Source organism: Syntrophaceae bacterium (genome assembly GCA_013177825.1).
Lineage (GTDB): Bacteria > Desulfobacterota > Syntrophia > Syntrophales > PHBD01 > PHBD01.
In genome coordinates, this window is the sequence record JABLXX010000002.1 from 157227 (window position 1) to 178024 (window position 20798).

Here is a 20798-nt window from a genome sequence, read left to right on the forward strand (position 1 = left end):
TTATCCAGTCATGCCAGGTAGCCCTTCACGGGCAGCAGGGCATGGCGCCGGAGGACCTTCCGGGTCGCCGCCAGGATGTCTCCAGGGATGCGCTCCTTCGAATGAAGCATGGGGCCCCGGTCGACGTCCGCCGCGGGCCCGAAGGCCAGGAAGTGGTCCATGGCCTTGTTGGCGTTCGTGAAGGCGTTCCCCCAGCGAAGCACCTTCACAATGGTGAAGACCTCGTTGATCGTCTCCGTCAGGCGCCGGGAAAGCGCCACGGCGGTCCTTTCGTCGTCCGTTTCCATGCCCTTTACAACCTCGCTCAATTCCCGGGCGAAGCAGTTGGCCGTGCTGAGGAGGAAGCCGTCGTAGAGGCCGTCGGCCTCCCGGAGCCACCGGGCATAGTCCCCCTCGGCGCCCCGGACGAGGAAGACCCCGCCCTTGTCGACATCGGAGGCGGCGATCCGGTCCCCGCCGCTGGAGTCCTTGAAAAAGACGATGCGGGGGTATTTTGCCACCAGGCGGGCGAAGGTCTCCGGCGCCACCTCGCTTTCCGTCACCTGGGGGAGTTGGTACAGGGCCGTCGGGAGCCCCCGGTCGAGGATCGCCGACAGGCCCACCTCGATGTCCGCCTGTGTGAGAGTATTGCCGGCAGGCGGGCAGACGGTGAACCCGGCGACGCCGAGCTTGCCCCAGGCCCTGGCCGTTTTCTCCTCCCCGGCCTTGCCTTTCGGGATGCCCGTGATCTCCAGCAGTCCCGTGAGGGTCCTCTGCACATCCTCGGTTTTGCCCCTCAGCACGCCGATGAGCAGGCGCGCGCCGCGCCGGCGGGCCTGGGCCAGGGCGAACTCCGTCACCCGGAGCGTCTCCTCTTCGTCCAGTTCCCAGCCGTCCCCCGTCGAGCCGGGGACCAGGTACCCCGCGATCCAGGGAGAGATGGCGTCCAGATGGGCCTCCATGCGGTCGAAGTCGATGGCACCGTCCGGGCCGTAGTGGGTGAGAAGGGGGCACCACAGGCGGGGGATCCCGCCGGGGAAGAGGCCCCGCATCCAGGCCTGACGTGTTTCCAGAACGGTTTTCATCCGTTGTCCTCTCATAAAAGCGGGTAGAGATAGATATTGTAATAGAGGATGGGTTTCAAATCCGTCCCCATACAGTCAGGCAACCCTTTTTCCGAAGTTCGAGGGCGCGCGGCAGGGGGTTTCCAGAGGAGCAATTAGGAAGCTTTTCCATCCCTGCAGCATTCCATCCCGGATATGGCTTCCCGCGGAAAAGCTTCCGCGACGGCGGAAGCCCCCGTGACAGCGCCCGCGCCCCGAAAAACAGGCAAACACAGAGGCAAGAGCCCCTGGAGAGGGAACGGTTTGATATCCCTTCCTTCTGCGGCTATTCGTACTCCTTCGGCACCGCGCAGATCATGACGAGCGGCTTGTCCGCAGAGGGGTTCCGGTAGCGGTGTTTCTCTCCGGGAAGGACGAGGACGAAGTCGCCCTTCTTCACGGGCCGCTCCTCGCCGCTCTCCAGGACGACGGCCCCCTCTCCCTCGATGAAGTAGTTCATGTGCTCGAAGGGGTGGGTGTGAAAGGGCGTATGCCCGCCGGGCAGGATGGTGAAGACCCGGAACGAGAACGCCGGAACCCCGTCGGCCTTTCCGAGGGGGACCTGCTTCCAGACGTCCTTGACCCCCTCCATCGCCATGGGGCTCTTCTCCAACTGGTCGAGACGCGTAATCTTCATGGTCCGCCTCCTGTAATTATTGAAGATTCAAAAAGTTTGCTGCGCCGGTTCATTCACCGGCGACTGTTTGACCCGGACGTTCGCTTTCTGCCACCGGGTTTCCCATGATCCCGGAACCGCCTTTCTTCTTTCGCAGGAATTGGGAGAGAAAAGCCAGCGCAAAGAAGGCCAGCCCGGCCAGATCGGTCATCCACCCGGGCTTGATGAGGAGCAGCGCCGCCGCCATCAGGGCGACCGTTTCGTACCCGGTTGTCCGGATGAGCAGGCACCGCTGCACCGAGGCGGCCAGGCAGACGATTCCGAACATGGCGGTGCAGACCGCGAGGAGGATGCGGGGCCAGTCGCCGATCATCAGGAGCTCCGGGGCGTAGACGAACATGAACGGGATGATGAAGCCCGCAATGCCGAGCTGGAAAGCCGTGAGCCCCGTCTTCCAGGGATCGGACCGGGCGATCCCCGCGCCGGCGTAGGCTGCCAGTGCGACCGGCGGCGTGATATCGGCCCTTGTGCCGAAATAGAGGATGAACAGGTGGGCCGCGATGGGCAGCACGCCCATGTTGACGAGCGCCGGTGCCACCAGCGACGTGATGATGATGTACTGGGCCGTCGTCGGCACGCCCATGCCCAGGAAGAGGCAGGCGATCATCGTGAAGGGCAGGGCGAGGAACAGGTAGCCTTGGGAGGCGTCGATGACGAGGGACGAGAACTTGAGCCCCAGTCCGGTCATGGTGATGCTGCCGATGATGATGCCCGCCGCGGCGCAGGCGGCGGCGACCTGGACGGAGCCCACGGCCCCGTCGCGCAGCGCCTCCAGGATGCCGAGCCCGAAGGCCTTCAGGGACTCCTTCCGGACGACGGCCATGAAGAACGAGGTCAGGACCGTCACGGCGATGGCCCAGAAAACGGCCCGCTCGGGGGAGTAGTCCTCCATGAGGAAGAAGATGAGGGCGCCGATGGAAAACAGATGGTGCCAACCCCGGGCGAATGTATCGCGGATGACGGGAAGCTCGGATTTTTCAAGACCCCGGAGGCCGAGGGAGACCGCCCGGAAGTGGACCTGCATGAACGTGGCGAAGAAGGCGAGGGCGGCGGGGATGAAGGCGGCGACGCAGACCTTGAAATAGGGGATCGTCAGGAACTCGGCCATGATGAAGGCCGCCGCGCCCATGACGGGCGGCATGATCTGTCCCATCGTGGAGGCCGAGGCCTCGACGCCCGCCGCGAAGTGGGCGGGGTACCCTGTCCGCTTCATCAGGGGGATCGTGAAGGAGCCCGTGGTCACCGTATTGGCCACGGAGCTTCCCGAGATCATCCCGAAAAACGTGCTGGAAACAACCGCCGCCTTGGCGGGGCCACCTCTCGTCCATCCCGTGAGGGCGAAGGCGATGTCGGTGAAGAACTCGCCCGCTCCCGTCTTGCGCAGCAGGGTTCCGTAGAGGATGAAGAGGAGGATGAAGTTGGCCGAAACCCCGAGGGGCACCCCGAAGATCCCGTCCGTGGAGAGGGCAAGGTAGGTCGAGAGGCGCTTGATGCTGTATCCCTTGTGGGAGATGAAATCGGGCAGCCAGGGGCCCAGCAGGGCGTAGAGGATGAAAAACACGGCGATCAGCGTGACGGCCAGTCCCGTGGAACGCCGGGCGGCCTCCAGGACGATCAGGACCATCAGGCTCCCCATGACCACGTCCAGGGTCTCGTAGGTGCCGGCCCGGTTCATGATGGGCGTCGAGTAGAGGAAGAGCCAGATGCAGATGGCCGCCGAGGCAACCAGGAAGACCCCGTCGAAGATCGACATGCGGTGCCAGGGCGAACGCTTTTTCGAGAGGGGATACAGGGCGAAGACCAGGACGGACATGAAGAACCAGTGGAGCGCCCGGTGGTCCAAGGCAAAGAAGGGGTGGGCGTAGGCGTAGTAGAGGTGGTAGAGACTGGCCGCGACGGCGAAGACGGCAAGCAGGACCTTCGCGGTGCCCCGGTACGAGCGCACCCGCTCGTATTTCTCGAGGATTTCCCGGCCGCGCTGCTTTTCTTCCTCGAATTCCCGCTGGAGAGTCTTTTCGATTTCCGGCATGCGATCTCACGTCCCGCGTCGGGCGATCCGGATCCGGAGCAGGCATCCGCCCGGCGCGAGCTCGGCCAGGACGATCCTGTCGCCGCCCGCCAGGATCTCCTGGCGGGAGACGCGGCCGACCCGGAGCAGGAGCTCCTGCAGGCGCCGGTTCACCGTGACGCGCGTCCGGTCTCCCGTGAAGGATATGACGGCCCGGGGATGCGATTCCAGCCCCGCGCCGTACCACTCGTACTGCTCCTCCAGGAGGACGAAGCCCCCGTCCTCCTGGACCCGGAAAAGGTCCAGGACAGGCGTTCCATCGGAGGAGTGGGTGTATTTCAACTGAAAGACATCCCCCGGCCTGACGGGTATCTCCCGGAGTATGCCGCCTTCCGGATGGCGAAGGATCTGGAGGAAAAGCGAATCCGCACCCGCCTCCGTCCAGGAGGAAAGCAGCATCAGAACTGCCCCCAGGAGCCATGTCGTTATCTGCTTCATTGGAGGAAAAAAGCCCGGCCGGCGTGATTCCGGCCGGGTGAGGGATCTTACTTGAGGGCTTTGACTTCCCGGAAGTACCGGATTGCGCCCGGATGCAGCGGGATCGGGCTGTTGACGGCGTTTGCCGGCGTCAGCTGCGCGGCGACCGGGTGGATGTTGACAAGGGCGAATTTGCCTGTCTTGACGTTGCTGAAGATGGCCTTGGTGATCTTGTAGGCCACGTCGTCGGACATCTTTTGGTTGGCCACCAGGACGTTGGAGTCGCCGAGGCACAGGACCTCTTTATCCTGTCCGGGATAGGTTTTTGCCGGGATGGGGATCTTGATGTAGTAGGGATATTTCTTGACGATCCGGTCGGCCATGGACCGATCGACGGGGATCAGCACGATATCCCGGGAGGAGGCCAGGTCCAGGACCGCGGCGCCCGGGTAGGCGAAGTTGAAGAACACGGCGTCCACGACCCCGTCCTTCAGGGCCTGGACGGATTCGTTCTGCGAGAGGTTGGCGATGGTGATGTCCTTGTTGAGCTTGAATCCGTGCTCCTCGAGGATGATCTTCGCCATGTTGGCGCAGCCGCTGCCGGGGACGTCGATGGAGACCTTCTTTCCCTTCAGGTCTTTGATGGACCGGATTCCGGACTGCTTCGTCGTCACAATGTGCTCCGGCGCCGGGTACATCTGGAAAAGGGCCACGAGAGGGTACTTCTGCTTGAAGGGATCCTTGCCGAGGGTGGCGTTGTAGGCGATGCTGCCCATCACCATGCCCATGTCCGATTCGCCGCCGCCGACGAGACGAGTGTTCTCGACGGAGGCGCCCGTGGATTCCGAGGCACAGCGGAACCCGTCCACGGTCTTTTCGATGATGACGGCCATGCCGCCGCCGAGGGGATAGTAGGCGCCGCCGGGGCTTCCCGACGAAAGGGTGAGGAAGGTTTTTTTCTGTGCCAGGGCGTCGCCGCCGGGGACCAGCGCCAGGACCAGCATGAAGGCCGCGATACACAGGAAAGCTCTCTTCATGATTCCACCTCCTTCGATTTTTATGCGTTTTTCAATATCGTTTGTATTCAAATATGTCGAGCCTTTTCCGGTCCCGGAGGCATTCTAAGGATCGGGGCATGGCGGATGGCTTCGGCAGGGCATGGTGCCGTACACAGCTTTTGCCTTCCCCGCCGCCGCCGCCCCGTGCTATATAGACGCATCCTGAACGGGAGGTCGGACAATGAAGAGACGGTATGCATGGAAGGCCGCCATGATGTTGCTGTGCGCGGTGCTCGTTTCCGGGTGGAGCGGCGTCTCCCTTGCCCAGCCGCCGGTCGGGGGGACCCTGCCCGAATTCACGCTGTCCGCACCGAAGGACGGCGGCGAGAAAAGCTACCTGGGCCTGTCCTGGCTCAACCGGTCGTTCCGGATTCCCGAGCTGAAGGCCCAGGTCGTGATCGTCGAGATTTTCAGCATGTACTGCCCCTATTGCCAGGCGGAGGCGCCCAAGGTGAATCAGCTCTACGGGATGATCGAGGGCAACCCGGTCCTGAAGGGAAAGATCAAGATTCTCGGCATCGGGGTCGGCAATTCACCCTACGAAGTAGGCGTCTTCAAAAAGAAGTACAACATTCCCTTTCCCCTCTTCCCCGACGGGGACTTCCGGATCCACAAGCTCATGGGTGAGGTGCGGACTCCCTACTTCATCGGGGTGAAGATCGGTTCCGACGGCTCCCATTCGGTCTTTTACTCGAAACTGGGGGCTTTTGACAGCGCCGATTCTTTCCTTAAATCCGTGATCCGGCTGTCGGGACTCCAGTAGGAGGTGAACGCCATGCTGCAAAGAAAAACCGTCTGGATCTGGGTTGCCGCAGCCTTCGTGCTGCTTTTCTCCGCCCGGGAGGCGCCTGCACTGTCGGAGGCCTACAAGGGCAACATCTACAACCCCGGGATTCTCAAGCCCACCGACAGCAGGCTCAAGGTGAGCGTCGGCCGGGCGGCCCCGGATTTCACGCTGCCGTCGGTCGGAGGCGAACGGGTGACCCTCGGCTCCTATCGGGGAAAGAAGAACGTGGTCCTTTCCTTCGTTCCCGCCGCCTGGACCCCCGTGTGCTCCGACCAGTGGCCGGGGTACAACATCGTGAAGGATCTTTTCGACGGGCATGACGCGGTTCTCCTGGGCATCACCGTGGACAACATTCCCACCCTTTTCTCCTGGACGAACCAGATGGGGAAGCTGTGGTTCCCGGTCCTGTCGGACTTCTGGCCCCACGGGGCCGTGGCGGAACGCTACGGCGTCCTCCGCACCGATGGAACCACCGAGCGGGCCCTGTTTGTCATCGACAAACAGGGCGTCATCCGGTACATCGACGTCCATGACATCAACCAGAGGCCGTCCCTGGAGGCGCTGGTGACGGAGCTGGAGAAACTTCGCTGAAGTCCGGCCATGATGTGCGGCGAAGCGGGCGTTTTGTCCGCCGGCGCCGGGGAGGATCTTATGGGGGGCGAAAAGGTGACCCGCCGGCAGAAGGACGTCTCGCGGCTGCTGCGGGAAAAGAAGAAGGTCCAGCGCGACAAGATTACGAAGACAAAGAAGAAGTAGAATATCATGACGCATGCATCCTGGTCGGAGGCGGACCTGCGCCAGATGGCAGAGTCCGGTCTCTCCGTGGAGAAGATGGAAGAACAGCTGGCCCGGTTCCGAACGGGCACGTCGCCGCTTCGGCTGGACAGACCCTGCACCGCGGGAGACGGGATCCTCGTCCTTCCTCCCCAGGAGCGGGAACGGTGCGAGCGGGCTTTCGAAGAACCGGTCTGTGCGGGGCGCGTGATGAAGTTCGTTCCCGCCTCCGGGGCTGCGAGCCGCATGTTCCGGGACTGGCACCGGGCCTGTTCGGAGAGGGGATTTGCGGGAGAAGGGGAAGATGCGTCCTTTCTGGAATCGCTGCATGACTACGCCTTTTACGACGATCTCAAGTCCCGGGTCGCCGCCCGGGGCTGCTCGCTGGACGAATGGCGCGCCGGGGGGCAATGCCCGGAGATCCTCGACGTCATCCTCAAGCCGGAGGGGCTTGGTTACGGCTCCCTCCCCAAGGCCCTCCTGAAATTCCACGATTACCCCGAGGGAAGCCGCACGGCCCTGGAGGAACACCTGGCGGAGGCCGCCCTTTATGTCCGGGACGCCGCGTCCGTCTGCCGTATCCACTTCACCGTCTCGCCGGAGCACCGGACCCTCGTTGAAGATCACCTGAAAGAGGCCGTCGCCGCCTGCGAGCGCCGGTTCGGAGTCGGCCTGCAGGTGGGCCTGTCGGTTCAGGATCCCTCCACGGACACCATCGCCGTGGATCCGGAGAACCGGCCGTTCCGGGGAGACGACGGGCGCCTCGTATTCCGTCCCGGGGGCCACGGATCCTTGCTGAAGAACCTGGACTCCCTCGACGCAGACATCGTTATCCTGAAGAATATCGACAATGTGGTGCCCGATCGCCTCAAGGAGCCCACGGTCCGGTGGAAAAAGATCCTGGGCGGGTTTCTGGCGGACCTCGAGCGGGATCTGCACCGCCTTCTCCGCCGCATCGAGGAAGGCGCCCTGGGGCCCGCGGAGATGGAAGGCATGGTCCGCTTCTGCCGGGAGCGGCTCCATGCGCCGATGCCTCCGGAAGTGGCGGCAGCCCCGCCGGAGATTACGGAGGCGTGGCTGTTTGCGCGGATGAACCGCCCGCTTCGGGTCTGCGGCATGGTGAGGAATGAGGGCGAGCCGGGCGGGGGTCCCTTCTGGGTGTCCGGCGCAGGCGGTGCCCCGTCCCTGCAGATCGTCGAGGAATTCCAGGTGGATCGCTCGGACGCCGGACAGCGGGCCGTCTGGGAAGCCGCCACTCACTTCAATCCGGTGGATCTGGCGCTGACTTTACGCGATTTCCGGGGGGAGCGGTTCGAACTGAACCGGTTTGTGGATTCCGCAGCCGTATCCATCACGCGGAAGTCGGAGAAGGGAAGGGACCTGAAAGCCCTGGAGCTGCCCGGGCTCTGGAACGGTGCCATGGCCTTCTGGAACACGATCTTCGTGGAAGTCCCCCTGGAGACCTTCAATCCCGTCAAGGTCGTGGAGGATCTCCTCCGGCCCCAGCACCGCCGAACCTGAACGTTTTTTCACTTGATATTCATCGGTTTGTTTGCCATGTTTTCGCCGTTTTGGGGGGGAAGCCGGCGGTCCGCGCGGAGGATGGTCAGGAAACGCGATGTGGAGCCGGCGCCGCCCGGCAGCATCTCATCGCATGCGATATCCATGGAAATGAACGGATTCATGAAACGGAAGGGCAGTGGAAGACGAAATTTGCCGGGTCCCGGATGGCCGTCACGGTCGGCTTCCAGGTATTGAAAAGTAAGGAGGCATGATGGCCGAACAGGCAGGCGGGCGGATCCGGGTAGGGATTGTCATGGGGGGACTCTCCTCCGAGAAGGAGGTGTCCCTGGAGAGCGGGCGCAACATCTTCAGCAAGATCGACCGGAAAAAATACGACCCCACGGCGATCTTCATGGACGGCGAGGCCCGTTTCTGGGAGATCCCGGTCAAGCTGATCATGCGCAACAGTACGAAGGACATCGAGGAGGACCTAGCCGGGGAGGCGTCCCTCATTCCATATGAGACACTCCGGGAGCGCTTTGACGTCCTGTGCATCGGCCTTCACGGAAAATACGGGGAGGACGGGTGCCTCCAAGGACTTCTGGAACTGCTCCAGGTGCCGTACACGGGATCGGGTGTCCTGGCCTCCGCCCTGGGCATGGACAAGGGCGTCTGCCGGAGGCTTCTTGCGGCCGGCGGGATCGATGTCCCGCAAACCGTTGCCGTGACCGCGGCCCGCTGGGCGGCGGATTCCGAGGCGGTCATGAAAGAAATCGGCGAAACCGCTGGTTTCCCCTGCGTCGTCAAGCCCACCCGGGAAGGGTGCAGCACGGCCGTCAAGAAAGTGGTCTCGGCGGCAGGGATCCCGGACGCTCTCGCGGACGCCTTCACGTGGGACAACACGGCCCTGGTGGAGGAATTCCTTTCCGGCATCGAGGTCACCTGCGGCGTACTGGGGTCGGAAGCGCCCGAGGCGCTCGTTCCGTCCGAGACGATCCCCACGACGGAGATCCTCTCCCTGGAGGACAAGTTCCTGTATGGCCAGGGAGAGAACAAGACGCCCGCCCGGGTTCCCGACGATGTGCTCCAGCGGATCCGGGAGACGGCGGTCAGGGCCTTTCAGGTCCTGGACCTGAAGGGGTATGCCCGGATCGACATGTTCGTCCGTCCCGACGGCCGGGTGGCCGTCCTGGAACCCAACACCCTTCCGGGGATGACGCCTTCCACGGTTCTGTTCCACCAGGCGGCGGCGGCCGGAATCACCCAGGCCGGCGTCATCGACCGGATCATCCAGTCCGCCCTGCAGGATCACGCGGCCAAGCGAGGGCCCCTGTGAATGAACGGCCCGACCGCCACCGTTGAGCGCATCGGCCGGATCGTCCTGGAGAACGTCGAGGAACTGGGGAGGATCCTCCTCCTTTTCCTGTCGGCCCTGTCCTGGATGGTCCGCCCTCCCCTGAAGCCGCGCCACATCCTCAAGCAGATGGAATTCGTGGGTGTCAAGTCCATCTTCGTGGTGGTCCTGACGGGAACCTTCACGGGGATGGTCATGGCGCTCCAGGGATATCACGGATTCAGGATGTTTGCCGCGGAGAGCCTCGTCGGATCCACCGTGGCCCTCGGGATGACCCGCGAACTGGGACCGGTGCTGACGTCCCTCATGGTCACCGCCCGGGCCGGCTCCGCCATGGCGGCCGAGCTGGGCACCATGCGCGTCACGGAGCAGATCGACGCCCTGGCGGTCATGGCCGTCAATCCGGTGAAGCACCTAGTCGTACCCCGGCTCGTCGCCGGGGTCCTGATGGTTCCGCTCCTCACCGTCGTATCGGATTTCATGGGCATTCTCGGGGGATACTTCGTCGGGGTCCACATCCTGAACATCAACTCCGGCGCCTTCATGAAAAATATCTTCAAGTACGTAACCTTGGGTGATATCTACAACGGCCTGGTGAAAGCCGCGTGTTTCGGCCTACTGATGTCCCTCATCGGCTGTTACAAGGGTTTCAACACCCGGGGCGGCGCCGAAGGGGTAGGCCGGGCCACGACGGAAGCCGTGGTCCTGGCGTCCATTTCGATCCTGGTGAGCGACTACATCCTGACGGCGATCATGTTCTGAAATGATACAACTGGTTGATATTCATAAGTCCTTCGGAAAACAGAAGGTTCTCGACGGCCTGAACCTCACCGTCGAGGAGGGGAAGACGACCGTCATCATCGGCCGCAGCGGGGGTGGCAAGAGCGTCCTCCTGAAGCACATCATCGGCCTAATCCGCCCGGACCGGGGGCAGGTGCTTGTCGACGGGGAAGACATCACCATCCTGAACGACAAGGACCTCAACGAGGTCCGCAAGAAGTTCGGCATGCTCTTCCAGGAAGCGGCCCTCTTCGATTCCATGAACGTGGCGGAGAACGTGGCCTTTCCCCTCCGCGAGCACACAAAGATGTCCAACGGGGAAATCATGGACGTCGTTCGCGACCGGCTGGGCGCGGTGGGGCTGTCCGGGGTGGAGGAGAAGATGCCCTCGGAGCTGAGCGGCGGCATGAGGAAGCGCGTGGGGCTGGCCCGGGCGCTGGCGATGCGGCCGCAGATCATCCTCTTCGACGAGCCCACGACGGGACTGGACCCCGTCATGACGGAGGCCATCAACCAGCTCATTGTCGAGACCCAGCGGGCCTTCAATCTGACCTGCGTGGTCATCAGCCACGATATCCAGTCGGTCTTCGAGATCGGCCACCGCGTCGCCATGCTTTATGAAGGCCGGATCATCGAATTCGGGACACCGGAGGAAGTCCGGGCGTCCCGCAACCCCGTGATGGTCCAGTTCCTCACGGGAAGCACGGAAGGGCCCATTCAGATCCTGTAAAGGAGCGCCGGGCGGACCGCCGCGCGCGGGAGGTTTGCATGACATCCATCAGCACGGAAGCAAAAGTGGGGCTTTTCGTCCTCGCGGGCATCATCATCCTGGCCTTCATGTCCTTCCAGGTCTCCCAGCCGGGATTCGGACTGAAGCGGGGCTATACGATCAAGGTGGTCTTCGAGAACGCGGCGGGCCTTGACAAGGACGCCTCCATCCAGGTGGCCGGCGTCGAGGTGGGACGGGTCGAGTCCATCGCCCTCGAGGAAGGGAAAGCCCTCATCACCCTGCGAATCAAGTCGGACGTGAAGCTTCCCAAGGATGTGACGGCCTCCATCCGGACCCATGGACTCCTGGGGGATAAATACGTCGAGCTTTCCGCCGGGACCAAGGGAAACGGCAATCTTGAAGAGGGAGAGCAGATCGCCTACGTGGAGCGCCAGGCCGACGTGGACAAGCTGATCCATCAGATCTCCGGGATCTCCGAGGATATACGGGGCGTTACGACGACCCTGAACAAGGTCCTGGGCGGCAAGGCGGGCGAGGAAGCCGTGGGGGACATCGTCGGCAGCATCCGGCAGCTGGCCGTTAATCTCAACGCCGTCGTGAAGAACAATGAGCGGACCCTTCACGCCATGCTGGAAAACGGCCGCATGCTGAGCGAAAACCTCAACAAGGTGGTGACCCAGAACGATCAGAAAATCGCCCAGGTGGTGGAGAACCTCCAGAGCGCCTCCAAGGAGATGGAGAAGACCTTTGCGTCCCTGAGCGAGGTTACCGAGGGGATCAAGAAAGGGGAGGGGACCGTCGGGAAGCTCCTGAAAGACGATGAAATGGCGGACCGGCTCAACAAGACCGTGGCCTCCCTGCAGGACGTCTCGGACAAGCTCAGCCAGGGGAAAGGCACCCTGGGAAAACTCATCAACGAGGATGAGACCGTGACCAACCTGAACACGGGCCTCACCGGCATCAACCGCTACCTGGCCAAGCAGGAGCAGTACCGGACCCACCTGGGCTACCGGGGCGAATACCTTTTCGAGAGCAACAACTGGAAGAGTTACGTGGACCTCCGGATCCAGCCCCGGGAGGATTATTTTTACATCCTGGGACTCGTGGCCGATCCGCGGGGCCGGAAATACATCCGGGATTACACGGTTAACGGCGTCACAAGCCGGGTGGAGGAATGGGACAAGAACGGACTCCTGTTCAACGCCCAGGTGGCCAAGCGTTACCGGGACGTCGTCCTCCGGGGCGGCATCTTCGAATCCACCGGCGGGGCGGGTCTTGACTACCTGGCCTTCAACGACCGCCTCAAGCTGACCTTCGAGGCCTTCGACTTCACCGACGACAACCGTCGAGCCCACCTGAAAGGGTACGGCGAGTGGCGCCTCCTCAAGTACCTTTACCTGACCGCCGGCTGGGACGATTTCATCAATTCGGACAACCGTTCCCCCTTCGTGGGATTTTCGATCCGTTTCGAGGACGACGACCTGAAGTACCTGATGACCTCGGCGCCGATTCCGAAATAAGGGACGGCGATGCGGACGGAAGGGTACAGCCCTTCCATGGGGCGGGCAGGCAACGCCGGACCGTCGTCCGCGCTCTCGAAGTTGCTGAAAGAAAAGATCTTTAGCAGTGCTCAAAGACGGGATGGAATGCATCAAACCGCTTGACACGGATGGGGAAAGCACTATATTACGACCGGCTTTACAACCCTCGTCCGTATACGGGGTGACGCTTATGGGTCGGTTCTTCACTCCCTCACAGGTTCAGGTCGCCGACGGCGCCTTCACCCAGGCGGAAAGCCTGGTGGGTCGTCACTTCCGGCTGACCGCGGAGGACATGAAGGTCCACCGGTACGATGTGAAAACCCTGGCTTTTCTCGAAAGCCACGAGGTGCGGGACGAGGCCTTCGCCCATCTGTGCAAGTATCAGGTCGGGCGGGAAAAGGAAGGCGCCGGGCAAGCGGCGGGGATGCACTTCTACCGGGTGTGCCTCCAGGACCACCGGATTCTCGACGCCGTGGAGAGGGGTACCTCTTTCATCCGGCTAAACCCCCTTCTCCTATACATCGCCGCCCACGAACTGGTGCATATCATCCGTTTCGATCGGGGGGAAATCGCCTTTGACGCCCCGGAGACGGACAAAGAGAAGGAAGAGGAAAAGGTCCATGGAATCACCCGGACCATCCTCCAGGGCCTGCGGCAACCGGAAGTTGGGATCGTGGCCGAATGTTTTGACAGCCGGTACCGGCTGGGAGACTGGGTGAATTAAGATTTGGATGGAGGTTTGAGGAGATGCCGATTTACGAATACAAATGCAGGAAATGCGGAAAGGTGTTCGAGCTGTTCCAGCGGATTTCCGACGCCCCTGCGAAGTCTTGCCAATTCTGCAAGGGTCCGGTGAACAAGCTCATGTCCCAGACGACCTTTCACCTGAAGGGGTCGGGCTGGTACGTGACGGACTACGGCGGAAAGAAAGCCCCCAAGACCGAGTCGGCCGAGGCCGCAGAATCCGCTGCGTCTTCGTCTTCGGAGACGACCTCCACCAGTGAGTCTGCAAAAACCGAATCTTCCTCCTCCGACGCATAATTACGATAAAAAGAAGGACAGATTCAGTCTGTCCCTCCTGAAACGGCGCAGAAAAGGGGACCGATTGCAAATCCGTCCCCTTTTCTATTGCCGGGAGTTCAAACGCAAATCTGTTCCAGTTCCTTTTAACGCGACATCATGAATGCCCCCAAGCCTGCAACTCTGTCCGCCCGCTCCCTGGAGATGATAGCGGCCACACCCGATCTTCTTGCCGCCGAGGGTGAATCCCCAGAACGCCTTGCATCCCTGTTGAAAGCCCGGGTCGAACCGGGGTGGCCGCCGGGCGAATACGATCGGGACGCCCGGGAGTATTTCCGGGAACGCCTGGAGGAAGGCGGAGCGGGAGCCGCCGGATGGTACGTCTGGTATGCGCTTCAGCGGGGAGAAACCGGCGGGCCCGCGGTTCTGGTGGGTGCCGGCGGATACTTCGGACCTCCGGGCGACGACGGTTCCGTCGAGATTGGCTTTTCCGTCATGCCCGCCTGGCGGGAACTGGGTTATGCAACGGAAATGGCCGGGATGCTCGTCGGCCATGCATTTGCCGACGGGAGGGTGCAAAAGGTCGTCGCACACGCCTCGCCGGGCAACCCGACATCTTGCCGGGTGCTTGAAAAATGCGGGTTTTCGCTTGTTTCCAGGGACGAAACGTCCGGCAACAATCGTTTTGAAGTGCTTATACCACCCGGATCCGGCCCGGATTCTCAGCAGTCACTTCGCCGACAATGGAGGCGGCCGTGACGCCGGCGGCCCGGATCCGGCGGAGCAGACCATCCGCCTCCCCGGCCGCAACGGATACGAACAGTCCGCCTGAGCTCTGCGGGTCGTAGAGGATGTCCGCCAGCCATTCCGGGCAGGTGGCCTCGACGGACGCCATTCCCTTCCGGAATGCCCTGTTCCGGTGGAGCCCCGCCGGGAGGATCCCCGTCTCGGCCAGGTCGCGGACGCCTTTGAAAAAGGGGACATCCGACGAACGGATCAGGATTCCCTCTTTCGTTCCCTCAATCATCTCGCAGGCATGACCCAGCAACCCGAAACCCGTGATATCCGTGCAGGCATGGACTCCAGGGGTTTTCTCGATTTCCGCCGCCGCTGCGGCGTTCAGGGCGGCCATGGAGCGGATCGCCTCCTCCTCCAGTTCCGGACTCGCCATCTGAGCCTTGATGGCCGTTCCGGCAATGCCGGTTCCCAGGGGCTTCGTCAGGATCAGCCGGTCTCCCGGCCGGGCGCCGCGGTTCAGGAGCACCCGGTCGGGATGGACGACCCCGAGGACGGACAGGCCGTACTTCGGCTCGTCGTCCTCGACGCTGTGGCCGCCCACGAGGAGAACGCCCGCCTCCCGCATCTTGTCCAGTCCGCCCCGGAGAATCTCCCGCAGGATCGTATTGTCCAGCTTGCCCACGGGGAAGCAGACGATGTTCAGGGCCGTCAGGGGCCGCCCCCCCATGGCATAGACGTCGCTCAGTGCGTTGGCCGCGGCGATCTGCCCGAAGGTGTAGGGATCGTCGACGATGGGTGTGAAGAAGTCCACCGTCTGGATGACCGCCAGGTCCTCCCGGAGTTGATACACCCCTGCGTCCTCGCCGTGCTCCATGCCCACGATCAGGCTGGGATGAGAGGCGAGAGGAAGATCCTTCAGGACTTCATGCAGGTCGCCCGGACCGATCTTGCAGGCTCAACCGGCCCCGCGGACCGTTTCGGTCAGGCGGACTTTCTCCTCGGTCATTCTTCTCTCCAAAAGCAGGGTTAAGGATTATTTGTTACAGCCGGCCAGTTCTTGAAGGGCCTCCAGGGCTGCCGTCACGTCGTCCGCGGTGTTGAAGAAGCCGAAGGCGAAGCGGACGGCACCGACGGGGAAGGTCCCCAGGGTCCGGTGCGCCGCCGGGGCGCAGTGAAGGCCGGGGCGGGTCAGGATGCCGAACCGCTCGTCCAGGGCCAGGGCCGCCTCCGCCGGTGACAGATCTTTCACGTTCAGTGCGACGACAGGGATGCGCAGCGCTGCTGCCAGGGGGCCGTAAACGGTGATTCCGGGGATGGAGCGGATTCCGTCGAGAAAGGCCCCCGTCAGGATTTCCTCGTGCCGGCGGATCGTTTCCAAGCCCTGCTCCAGGAGGAATCCCGTCCCCGCTGCTAGGCCCGCCAGGCCCACGGTATTGGGCGTTCCCGACTCGAACTTGTCGGGCAGAAAATCGGGCTGCTCCTCGTGCTCCGAGCGGCTGCCGGTGCCGCCCCGGAGGAGGGGGTGGAGACGTCTTTCGAGGCCCGCCCCGATACAGATGCCGCCGGTTCCCTGGGGGCCGAACATGGATTTGTGGCCCGTGAAGGCCAGGAGGTCGATGCCCGCCTCCTCTACCGATAGAGGCATGGCGCCGGCGGTCTGGGCGGCATCGATGCCCAGGACGACGCCGCGCTCCCGGGTGATCCGCCCGATTTCTGCAATGGGCAGAATGGCACCCGCCACGTTGGAGGCATGGGTCAGGAAAACGGCCTTGGTGTTCTTCCGGAGGGCCGCAGCTACATCCGCCGGGTCGAGTTCGCCCCGGGGCGAGCAGCGGACGGCTGTGATCTCCACGCCGTTCTCCTCCAGGAACCGGAGGGGCCTCATGACCGAATTGTGCTCGATGGAGGACGTGACGACGTGGTCTCCCGGGGAAAGAAGTCCCAGAATGGCCAGGTTCAGGGCTTCCGTAGCGTTTTTCGTGAAGACGACCCGCATGGGATCGGAAACCCCGAGGAGGCGGGCCGTGTTCTCCCGGGCCTCCAGGATGATCCGCGCCGCGGCGACGGAGCGCCGGTGGGCCGAGCGGCCCGGGCTTCCGCCGATCTCGCGGCTGAACCGGTCCATGGCCCGATAGACTGCCTCCGGCTTGGGCCAGGAAGTGGCGGCGTTGTCGAGGTAATGGATGGTTGCGCGTTCGAAGTCCAAGACGTTTCTCAATCCTCATTTTTCCCGAAAGAGCCCGTGGTCGGCCTCCCGGCGGGCATTTCCGCCGGTTCCGCTATCTTACGGAAAGGACCTCGATTTGCAAGATAATTCCATTGGACGGGACGGGCCGTTGTGGTATGGGGACCGCGGTGGACCGCCATTCGGGACCGGCAGGTTCCGGGACGGCGCGGTCACCGCACGAAAGACGGTTGTCGTTGCGCCGATTGGTTCATGCTCCGCGGCTTCCCGAGGGTATGAGAGGTTGTCATGATTTCCAGCCATCGACTCCCCCTGCGGGATGTCCTCGAATTCGCCGGATTCTTCGCCGGCCGCCTCCTTCTTCGCCGGAAGGCCCCTCTCCTGGCGAGCTTCAAGATCACCTGGCGTTGCAACCTGGCCTGCAGGGGCTGCCCCTTCCACCGGCGGGCGAAGCGGCCCGGCAGTTCCATGGACTGGGATACGGTCCGCCGCTCCCTCGATACGCTGGCGGAGATGGGCACCCGGATCGTCGTCTTCGAGGGGGGAGAGCCCTTCCTCTGGGAAGACCACGGGCGGACCCTGGACGATGCCGTCGGGTATGCGAAAGGCCTCTTCACCCGGGTCGCCGTGACGACCAACGGGACCTTTCCCCTCCGGGGGCCGGCGGATATCCTCTGGGTGAGCCTGGACGGCCGGAAGGAAATGCAGGACCGGCTCCGGAGCGGCTCCTTCGACCGGGTCCTCTCGAACCTGCGGGAGACCCGGCACTCCCGGGTCCTCGTCCATGTAACCGTCCACAGGGAGAACCGGCGGGAGTTGGAGCCGCTGATGGCGATCCTCCGGGAGATCCCCACGGTCCGAGGCGTAACACTTCAGTTCTTTTACCCCTACGGCCAGGGGGAGGCGCCCCTGTCCATGACCCGGGCGGAGCGGCGGGAGACCGTCGAGGAGATCATCGCCCTGAAAAAACGGGGTTTTCCCGTCCTCAACGATGCCGGCCGCCTCCGCGCCATGGCGGAGGGTTCCTGGAACTGCCATGACGACATCCTGGTCAACGTGGACCCCGACGGTGCCATCAACCAGGGATGTTACGTGAAGAGCCGCGGCGAGGTCCGCTGCGGCGACTGCGGATTCACGCCCGTGGCGGAGGCCTCGGGTGCGCTGGACCTGCTCCCCGGATCCCTTCGGGCGGGCTGGTCCGTCTTTCTATCCCGGACGTAAAGGTTCCCCGAAATCAAATTGCCCAACCGGCTGTCCCGGACCTGTTCCCGTGGGGAAAGCGGTTGCCCGGGGAGCAGGGGATGCATATATTCTTCCTGCGGCGCAAATGTCCCTTCGGCGAGAGGCTCGAAGAAATCCTCAATCCCGGCGCCGCTGGGAGGAAACGATGAATGATTTCTGGATTGTCCTGCTTGTGATCGGCCTGTGGTTCTTTCTTCAGGCCTACCTGCTGCCCAAGTTGGGAGTCAATACGTGAATGCGTCCCGCCTGCAAGGGTGCAGGCAGGGATGAAGGATCGGCCGCGGAGAAGGACCCTCCGTCCCGATCCGGCTGAATGTCTTCCCCGACGGCGGCCTGCTTCCGGCCGCCGTTGGCTTTTTCGAAGCCCACGTCCAGCAGCCGTTCCGTCTCGCTCACCCGGAGTTTCGGTGTCCGGGCTCCCAGGACCACTGCCATCACCCGCACATTGTCTCGCTTCGCCGTGGCGATGATATTGTAGCCCGAGGCACACACGAATCCCGTCTTGATGCCGTCCGCCCCGGGGTAATGGGCCAGGAGCCGGTTCCGGTTGCGCTGGGTCTTGTTGTGGTAGCTGTATTCCCGCATGGAATGGATGGTCAGGCATTCGGGAAAGCGGTTCAGGTAGGCGCGGGAGAGCGTCATCATGTCCCGGGCCGTCGTGAGCTGCCCTTTTGCAGGAAGGCCGTGCGGATTCATGAAGCGGGTCCGGGTCATGCCCAGCTCCCGGGCCTTCCCGTTCATCCGGGCCACGAAGTCCGCAGCGCTGCCCGCACCCAGGTGCTCCGCCACGGCCTGGGCTGCGTCGTTGGCCGAGGCCACGGAGATTCCCTTGATCAGCTCGATCAGGGGAACCTTTTCCCCCTTTTCGAGGAACATGGTAGTGCCCTTCGTGGCATAGGCCTTTCCGCTGACGGTCACCAGATCGGCCGGGCGAACCCTGCCCTGCTGAATATCCTCGAACGTCAGATAGAGGGTCATGATTTTCGTCAGCGACGCCGGGGGAATCATCTGGTCGGGGTTCTCGGCAAAAAGCGTGGCGCCGGTGTTGTAGTCCACGACGACGGCCGACTTGAGAATCGGCGCCGGCGGCCCGGGCTTTGCCTTGACCCGCGCTTTCTTCGCCTTGGCCATGGCGGCCGGTGGGATGAGTAGAAGCAGGAGGATGATGACAACGGCAATGATTCTTCGATATGGCATGGGCTGTTTCCCCTTGCGTTTGAATGATTCATGGGCCGCCAGGGGGCGGCTGCGTGGAAACATACGGGATTGGGTGGCGCAACGCAAGTGAAAATCGGGCTCCGGAGAGGTCCCCGGGCGCCGGACTCTGGAACATGAAGGTTCCGGGCGTCTTATCCGAAGCGCTCCAGGTAGGGTCCCATGTCGAACTTCCGCTTGAGACCCGCGGCGTTCATGTAGCGGACCTTCCCGAAAATCGGACGTTCTCCCCAGGGCCGGTCGTGCTTCCCGAAGCACCAGGCCACGCCGGCGAAGCCGTTGGGATCCCGGCCGTCCAGTTCCCAGCGGTTGTTCAGGACCAGGGCCGTCCGGAAGGCCTCCGAGGGCGACACGCTCCATTCGAGGATCTTTTTCCCCCAGTACATCCGCATGTAGTTGTGCATCTTCCCCGTTCGGACCATCTCCCGCTGGGCCGCATTCCAGAAGGGATCGTGGGTGTGTCCCTCCTCCAGATCCCGGAGACCGTAAAGGTATTCCCGCCGGTCCCGGGCATGCTCCTCCAGGGTCCGCCGGGCCCAGGCCGGAACGGCCCCTTCATAGGCGTCGTAGGCCGGGTTGTAGTGGACGAAATTCAGGGCCAGCTCCCGCCGGACGATCAGTTCCTCCAGGAAGGACTCCTTCGCCGCCGGGTTCCCGTGCCGGGAGGCCCGGACGGCCAGGGCGACCTCCAGGGGCGAGAGGTGGCCGAAGTGCAGGTACGGGCTCAGGTCCGAGACGGCGTTGGAGCCGGGGACGTTCCGGTCCGTATGGTAGCGGTCCAGGGCGTGGGCGAGGAATCGCTCCAGGCGCCTCCGGCCCTCGCTGGAGCCCCCCCGCAAGGAATCGATGGGCGGCACGCTCCGGTTCAGAGGAAGGGCACGCAGGATGGCCTCCGGGTCCTCCAGGGAGAGGCCGGGCAGCCGAAGCCCCAGAGAGTCGCGCTTTGCCGGTGTTTCTTCCAGGGGATGCAGAAAGTCCGGGAGAAGGGCCCGGATCTTCGGCCGCAGCGTGGCGGCCGAAAACTCCTCCTTCGCCGAGGCCGACTCGACGGGAACGATCGCATCCGATTCCACCTGGAGGAGCGGGCAGGGGGCCTCCCGGGCGACGGCCTCCCGCCAGGCCTTCTGGATATGCAGGTAGCCTCGGTCCGTTACGGCCAAGGCGGCGTCCCCGCATAGCTCCAGGGCGCCCCTCTCCGGAGAGACGGCCCGGACGACCAGGGCGATGCCTCTTTTCCCCAGGTCATTCTGAACTTCCCGCAGTCCCTCCAGGAGAAAGCGGTAATGCCGCAGGTTCGCCTCGGGGAAGTCCGGCGTGAGGCCGAAGAAGACCACGACGGGAAGGTCCAACCCGTTCGCCTCCCGGAGGGCGAACTCCAGGGCGTGGTTCCAGGATGCCCGCTGGGACGCCTGCATCCAGTAGAGGACCCAGCGGCCCTTCCCGGGGGACTTGCGGTTCAGGGGTGTGATGCGCTCGGGGTGAATCATGGAGTTCGACTCTCCTGGGCCATGATAGACGGGATTGTCATGTCCGGTCCCCGAAATGTCAACAGGAAAGGAGGCTTACGCCTTGACACGCCCCGGCGTGTTTCCTATAGTGGCGACGCGCCGCCGGAAGCGGCCGATTCC

20 protein-coding genes are annotated in these 20798 nt (G+C 63.3%); 11 read left to right on the forward strand and 9 right to left on the reverse strand.

What is annotated here, in order from left to right; translation table 11 throughout:
* Nucleotides 1–8: 8 nt before the first annotated feature.
* The 5 genes from HPY65_05550 to HPY65_05570 form a co-directional block, all read right to left on the reverse strand.
* On the reverse strand, nt 9–1064 hold the full coding sequence (locus HPY65_05550) for a dihydrodipicolinate synthase family protein (protein ID NPU83934.1): 1056 nt from the start codon (nt 1062–1064) through the stop codon (nt 9–11).
* 304 nt (nt 1065–1368) lie between these two features.
* Complete coding sequence (locus HPY65_05555; GenBank protein NPU83935.1) at nt 1369–1680, reverse strand: cupin domain-containing protein; 312 nt, start codon at nt 1678–1680, stop codon at nt 1369–1371.
* Between the two features lie 88 nt (nt 1681–1768).
* Nucleotides 1769–3787 (reverse strand): TRAP transporter permease, encoded by a 2019-nt coding sequence (locus HPY65_05560; GenBank protein NPU83936.1) that lies wholly within the window; start codon nt 3785–3787, stop codon nt 1769–1771.
* A 6-nt stretch (nt 3788–3793) separates the two neighbouring features.
* Complete coding sequence (locus tag HPY65_05565; protein ID NPU83937.1) at nt 3794–4264, reverse strand: DUF1850 domain-containing protein; 471 nt, start codon at nt 4262–4264, stop codon at nt 3794–3796.
* Between the two features lie 47 nt (nt 4265–4311).
* Complete coding sequence (locus HPY65_05570) at nt 4312–5280, reverse strand: TAXI family TRAP transporter solute-binding subunit (protein NPU83938.1); 969 nt, start codon at nt 5278–5280, stop codon at nt 4312–4314.
* A gap of 235 nt (nt 5281–5515) precedes the next feature.
* On the opposite strand from HPY65_05570, the gene HPY65_05575 reads away from it, so the two are divergent.
* The 10 genes from HPY65_05575 (at nt 5516) to HPY65_05620 (ending at nt 14549) form a co-directional block, all read left to right on the forward strand.
* Nucleotides 5516–6064, forward strand: coding sequence for a TlpA family protein disulfide reductase (locus HPY65_05575; GenBank protein NPU83939.1), 549 nt, complete (start codon nt 5516–5518; stop codon nt 6062–6064).
* 12 nt (nt 6065–6076) lie between these two features.
* Nucleotides 6077–6679: a peroxiredoxin gene (locus HPY65_05580; GenBank protein ID NPU83940.1), complete on the forward strand. Its 603-nt coding sequence runs from the start codon at nt 6077–6079 to the stop codon at nt 6677–6679.
* Between the two features lie 171 nt (nt 6680–6850).
* Entirely contained in the window at nt 6851–8383 is a 1533-nt protein-coding gene (locus HPY65_05585) for a DUF4301 family protein (GenBank protein ID NPU83941.1), read from the forward strand.
* A gap of 253 nt (nt 8384–8636) precedes the next feature.
* Nucleotides 8637–9701 (forward strand): D-alanine--D-alanine ligase, encoded by a 1065-nt coding sequence (locus HPY65_05590; protein ID NPU83942.1) that lies wholly within the window; start codon nt 8637–8639, stop codon nt 9699–9701.
* Nucleotides 9702–10481 carry an ABC transporter permease gene (locus HPY65_05595; protein NPU83943.1) on the forward strand — a complete coding sequence of 260 codons (780 nt, stop codon included), beginning with the start codon at nt 9702–9704 and terminating at the stop codon, nt 10479–10481. It abuts the gene before it with no gap.
* 1 nt (nt 10482) lies between these two features.
* Entirely contained in the window at nt 10483–11229 is a 747-nt protein-coding gene (locus tag HPY65_05600; GenBank protein ID NPU83944.1) for an ABC transporter ATP-binding protein, read from the forward strand.
* 38 nt (nt 11230–11267) lie between these two features.
* Nucleotides 11268–12749: an MCE family protein gene (locus HPY65_05605; GenBank protein NPU83945.1), complete on the forward strand. Its 1482-nt coding sequence runs from the start codon at nt 11268–11270 to the stop codon at nt 12747–12749.
* Nucleotides 12750–12960: 211 nt separating this feature from the next.
* The gene (locus HPY65_05610; protein ID NPU83946.1) at nt 12961–13494 is read left to right on the forward strand and encodes a hypothetical protein; all 534 of its coding nucleotides are present in this window, start codon (nt 12961–12963) and stop codon (nt 13492–13494) included.
* Between the two features lie 23 nt (nt 13495–13517).
* Nucleotides 13518–13811, forward strand: coding sequence for a zinc ribbon domain-containing protein (locus HPY65_05615; protein ID NPU83947.1), 294 nt, complete (start codon nt 13518–13520; stop codon nt 13809–13811).
* 183 nt (nt 13812–13994) lie between these two features.
* On the forward strand, nt 13995–14549 hold the full coding sequence (locus HPY65_05620) for a GNAT family N-acetyltransferase (protein NPU83948.1): 555 nt from the start codon (nt 13995–13997) through the stop codon (nt 14547–14549).
* Here HPY65_05620 and selD read toward each other — a convergent pair.
* Together selD and HPY65_05630 are read right to left on the reverse strand one after the other, a co-directional pair.
* The gene (gene selD / locus HPY65_05625; GenBank protein NPU83949.1) at nt 14485–15534 is read right to left on the reverse strand and encodes a selenide, water dikinase SelD; all 1050 of its coding nucleotides are present in this window, start codon (nt 15532–15534) and stop codon (nt 14485–14487) included. The genes HPY65_05620 and selD overlap by 65 nt on opposite strands.
* Before the next feature lie 27 nt (nt 15535–15561).
* A complete protein-coding gene (locus tag HPY65_05630) occupies nt 15562–16713 on the reverse strand; it encodes an aminotransferase class V-fold PLP-dependent enzyme (protein NPU83950.1) in 1152 nt (383 codons plus the stop codon).
* Between the two features lie 288 nt (nt 16714–17001).
* Here HPY65_05630 and HPY65_05635 point away from each other — a divergent pair, with 288 nt between their 5' ends.
* Nucleotides 17002–17934: a radical SAM protein gene (locus tag HPY65_05635; protein NPU83951.1), complete on the forward strand. Its 933-nt coding sequence runs from the start codon at nt 17002–17004 to the stop codon at nt 17932–17934.
* 222 nt (nt 17935–18156) lie between these two features.
* Here HPY65_05635 and HPY65_05640 read toward each other — a convergent pair whose 3' ends face one another.
* Together HPY65_05640 and HPY65_05645 are read right to left on the reverse strand one after the other, a co-directional pair.
* The gene (locus tag HPY65_05640) at nt 18157–19152 is read right to left on the reverse strand and encodes a D-alanyl-D-alanine carboxypeptidase (protein NPU83952.1); all 996 of its coding nucleotides are present in this window, start codon (nt 19150–19152) and stop codon (nt 18157–18159) included.
* A 152-nt stretch (nt 19153–19304) separates the two neighbouring features.
* Entirely contained in the window at nt 19305–20657 is a 1353-nt protein-coding gene (locus tag HPY65_05645) for a deoxyribodipyrimidine photolyase (GenBank protein ID NPU83953.1), read from the reverse strand.
* Between the last annotated feature and the right edge of the window lie 141 nt (nt 20658–20798).

Coding starts and splice junctions, on each gene's coding strand:
- HPY65_05590 (NPU83942.1), top strand. CDS start 8,637: ATGGCCGAACAGGCAGGCGGGCGGATCCGGGTAGGGATTGTCATGGGG.
- HPY65_05615 (NPU83947.1), top strand. CDS start 13,518: ATGCCGATTTACGAATACAAATGCAGGAAATGCGGAAAGGTGTTCGAG.
- HPY65_05645 (NPU83953.1), bottom strand. CDS start 20,657: ATGATTCACCCCGAGCGCATCACACCCCTGAACCGCAAGTCCCCCGGG.
- HPY65_05555 (NPU83935.1), bottom strand. CDS start 1,680: ATGGCGATGGAGGGGGTCAAGGACGTCTGGAAGCAGGTCCCCCTCGGA.
- HPY65_05595 (NPU83943.1), top strand. CDS start 9,702: ATGAACGGCCCGACCGCCACCGTTGAGCGCATCGGCCGGATCGTCCTG.
- HPY65_05610 (NPU83946.1), top strand. CDS start 12,961: ATGGGTCGGTTCTTCACTCCCTCACAGGTTCAGGTCGCCGACGGCGCC.
- HPY65_05620 (NPU83948.1), top strand. CDS start 13,995: ATGATAGCGGCCACACCCGATCTTCTTGCCGCCGAGGGTGAATCCCCA.
- HPY65_05585 (NPU83941.1), top strand. CDS start 6,851: ATGACGCATGCATCCTGGTCGGAGGCGGACCTGCGCCAGATGGCAGAG.
- HPY65_05550 (NPU83934.1), bottom strand. CDS start 1,064: ATGAAAACCGTTCTGGAAACACGTCAGGCCTGGATGCGGGGCCTCTTC.
- HPY65_05635 (NPU83951.1), top strand. CDS start 17,002: ATGATTTCCAGCCATCGACTCCCCCTGCGGGATGTCCTCGAATTCGCC.
- HPY65_05580 (NPU83940.1), top strand. CDS start 6,077: ATGCTGCAAAGAAAAACCGTCTGGATCTGGGTTGCCGCAGCCTTCGTG.
- HPY65_05605 (NPU83945.1), top strand. CDS start 11,268: ATGACATCCATCAGCACGGAAGCAAAAGTGGGGCTTTTCGTCCTCGCG.
- HPY65_05640 (NPU83952.1), bottom strand. CDS start 19,152: ATGCCATATCGAAGAATCATTGCCGTTGTCATCATCCTCCTGCTTCTA.
- HPY65_05575 (NPU83939.1), top strand. CDS start 5,516: ATGTTGCTGTGCGCGGTGCTCGTTTCCGGGTGGAGCGGCGTCTCCCTT.
- HPY65_05600 (NPU83944.1), top strand. CDS start 10,483: ATGATACAACTGGTTGATATTCATAAGTCCTTCGGAAAACAGAAGGTT.
- HPY65_05560 (NPU83936.1), bottom strand. CDS start 3,787: ATGCCGGAAATCGAAAAGACTCTCCAGCGGGAATTCGAGGAAGAAAAG.
- HPY65_05565 (NPU83937.1), bottom strand. CDS start 4,264: ATGAAGCAGATAACGACATGGCTCCTGGGGGCAGTTCTGATGCTGCTT.
- HPY65_05570 (NPU83938.1), bottom strand. CDS start 5,280: ATGAAGAGAGCTTTCCTGTGTATCGCGGCCTTCATGCTGGTCCTGGCG.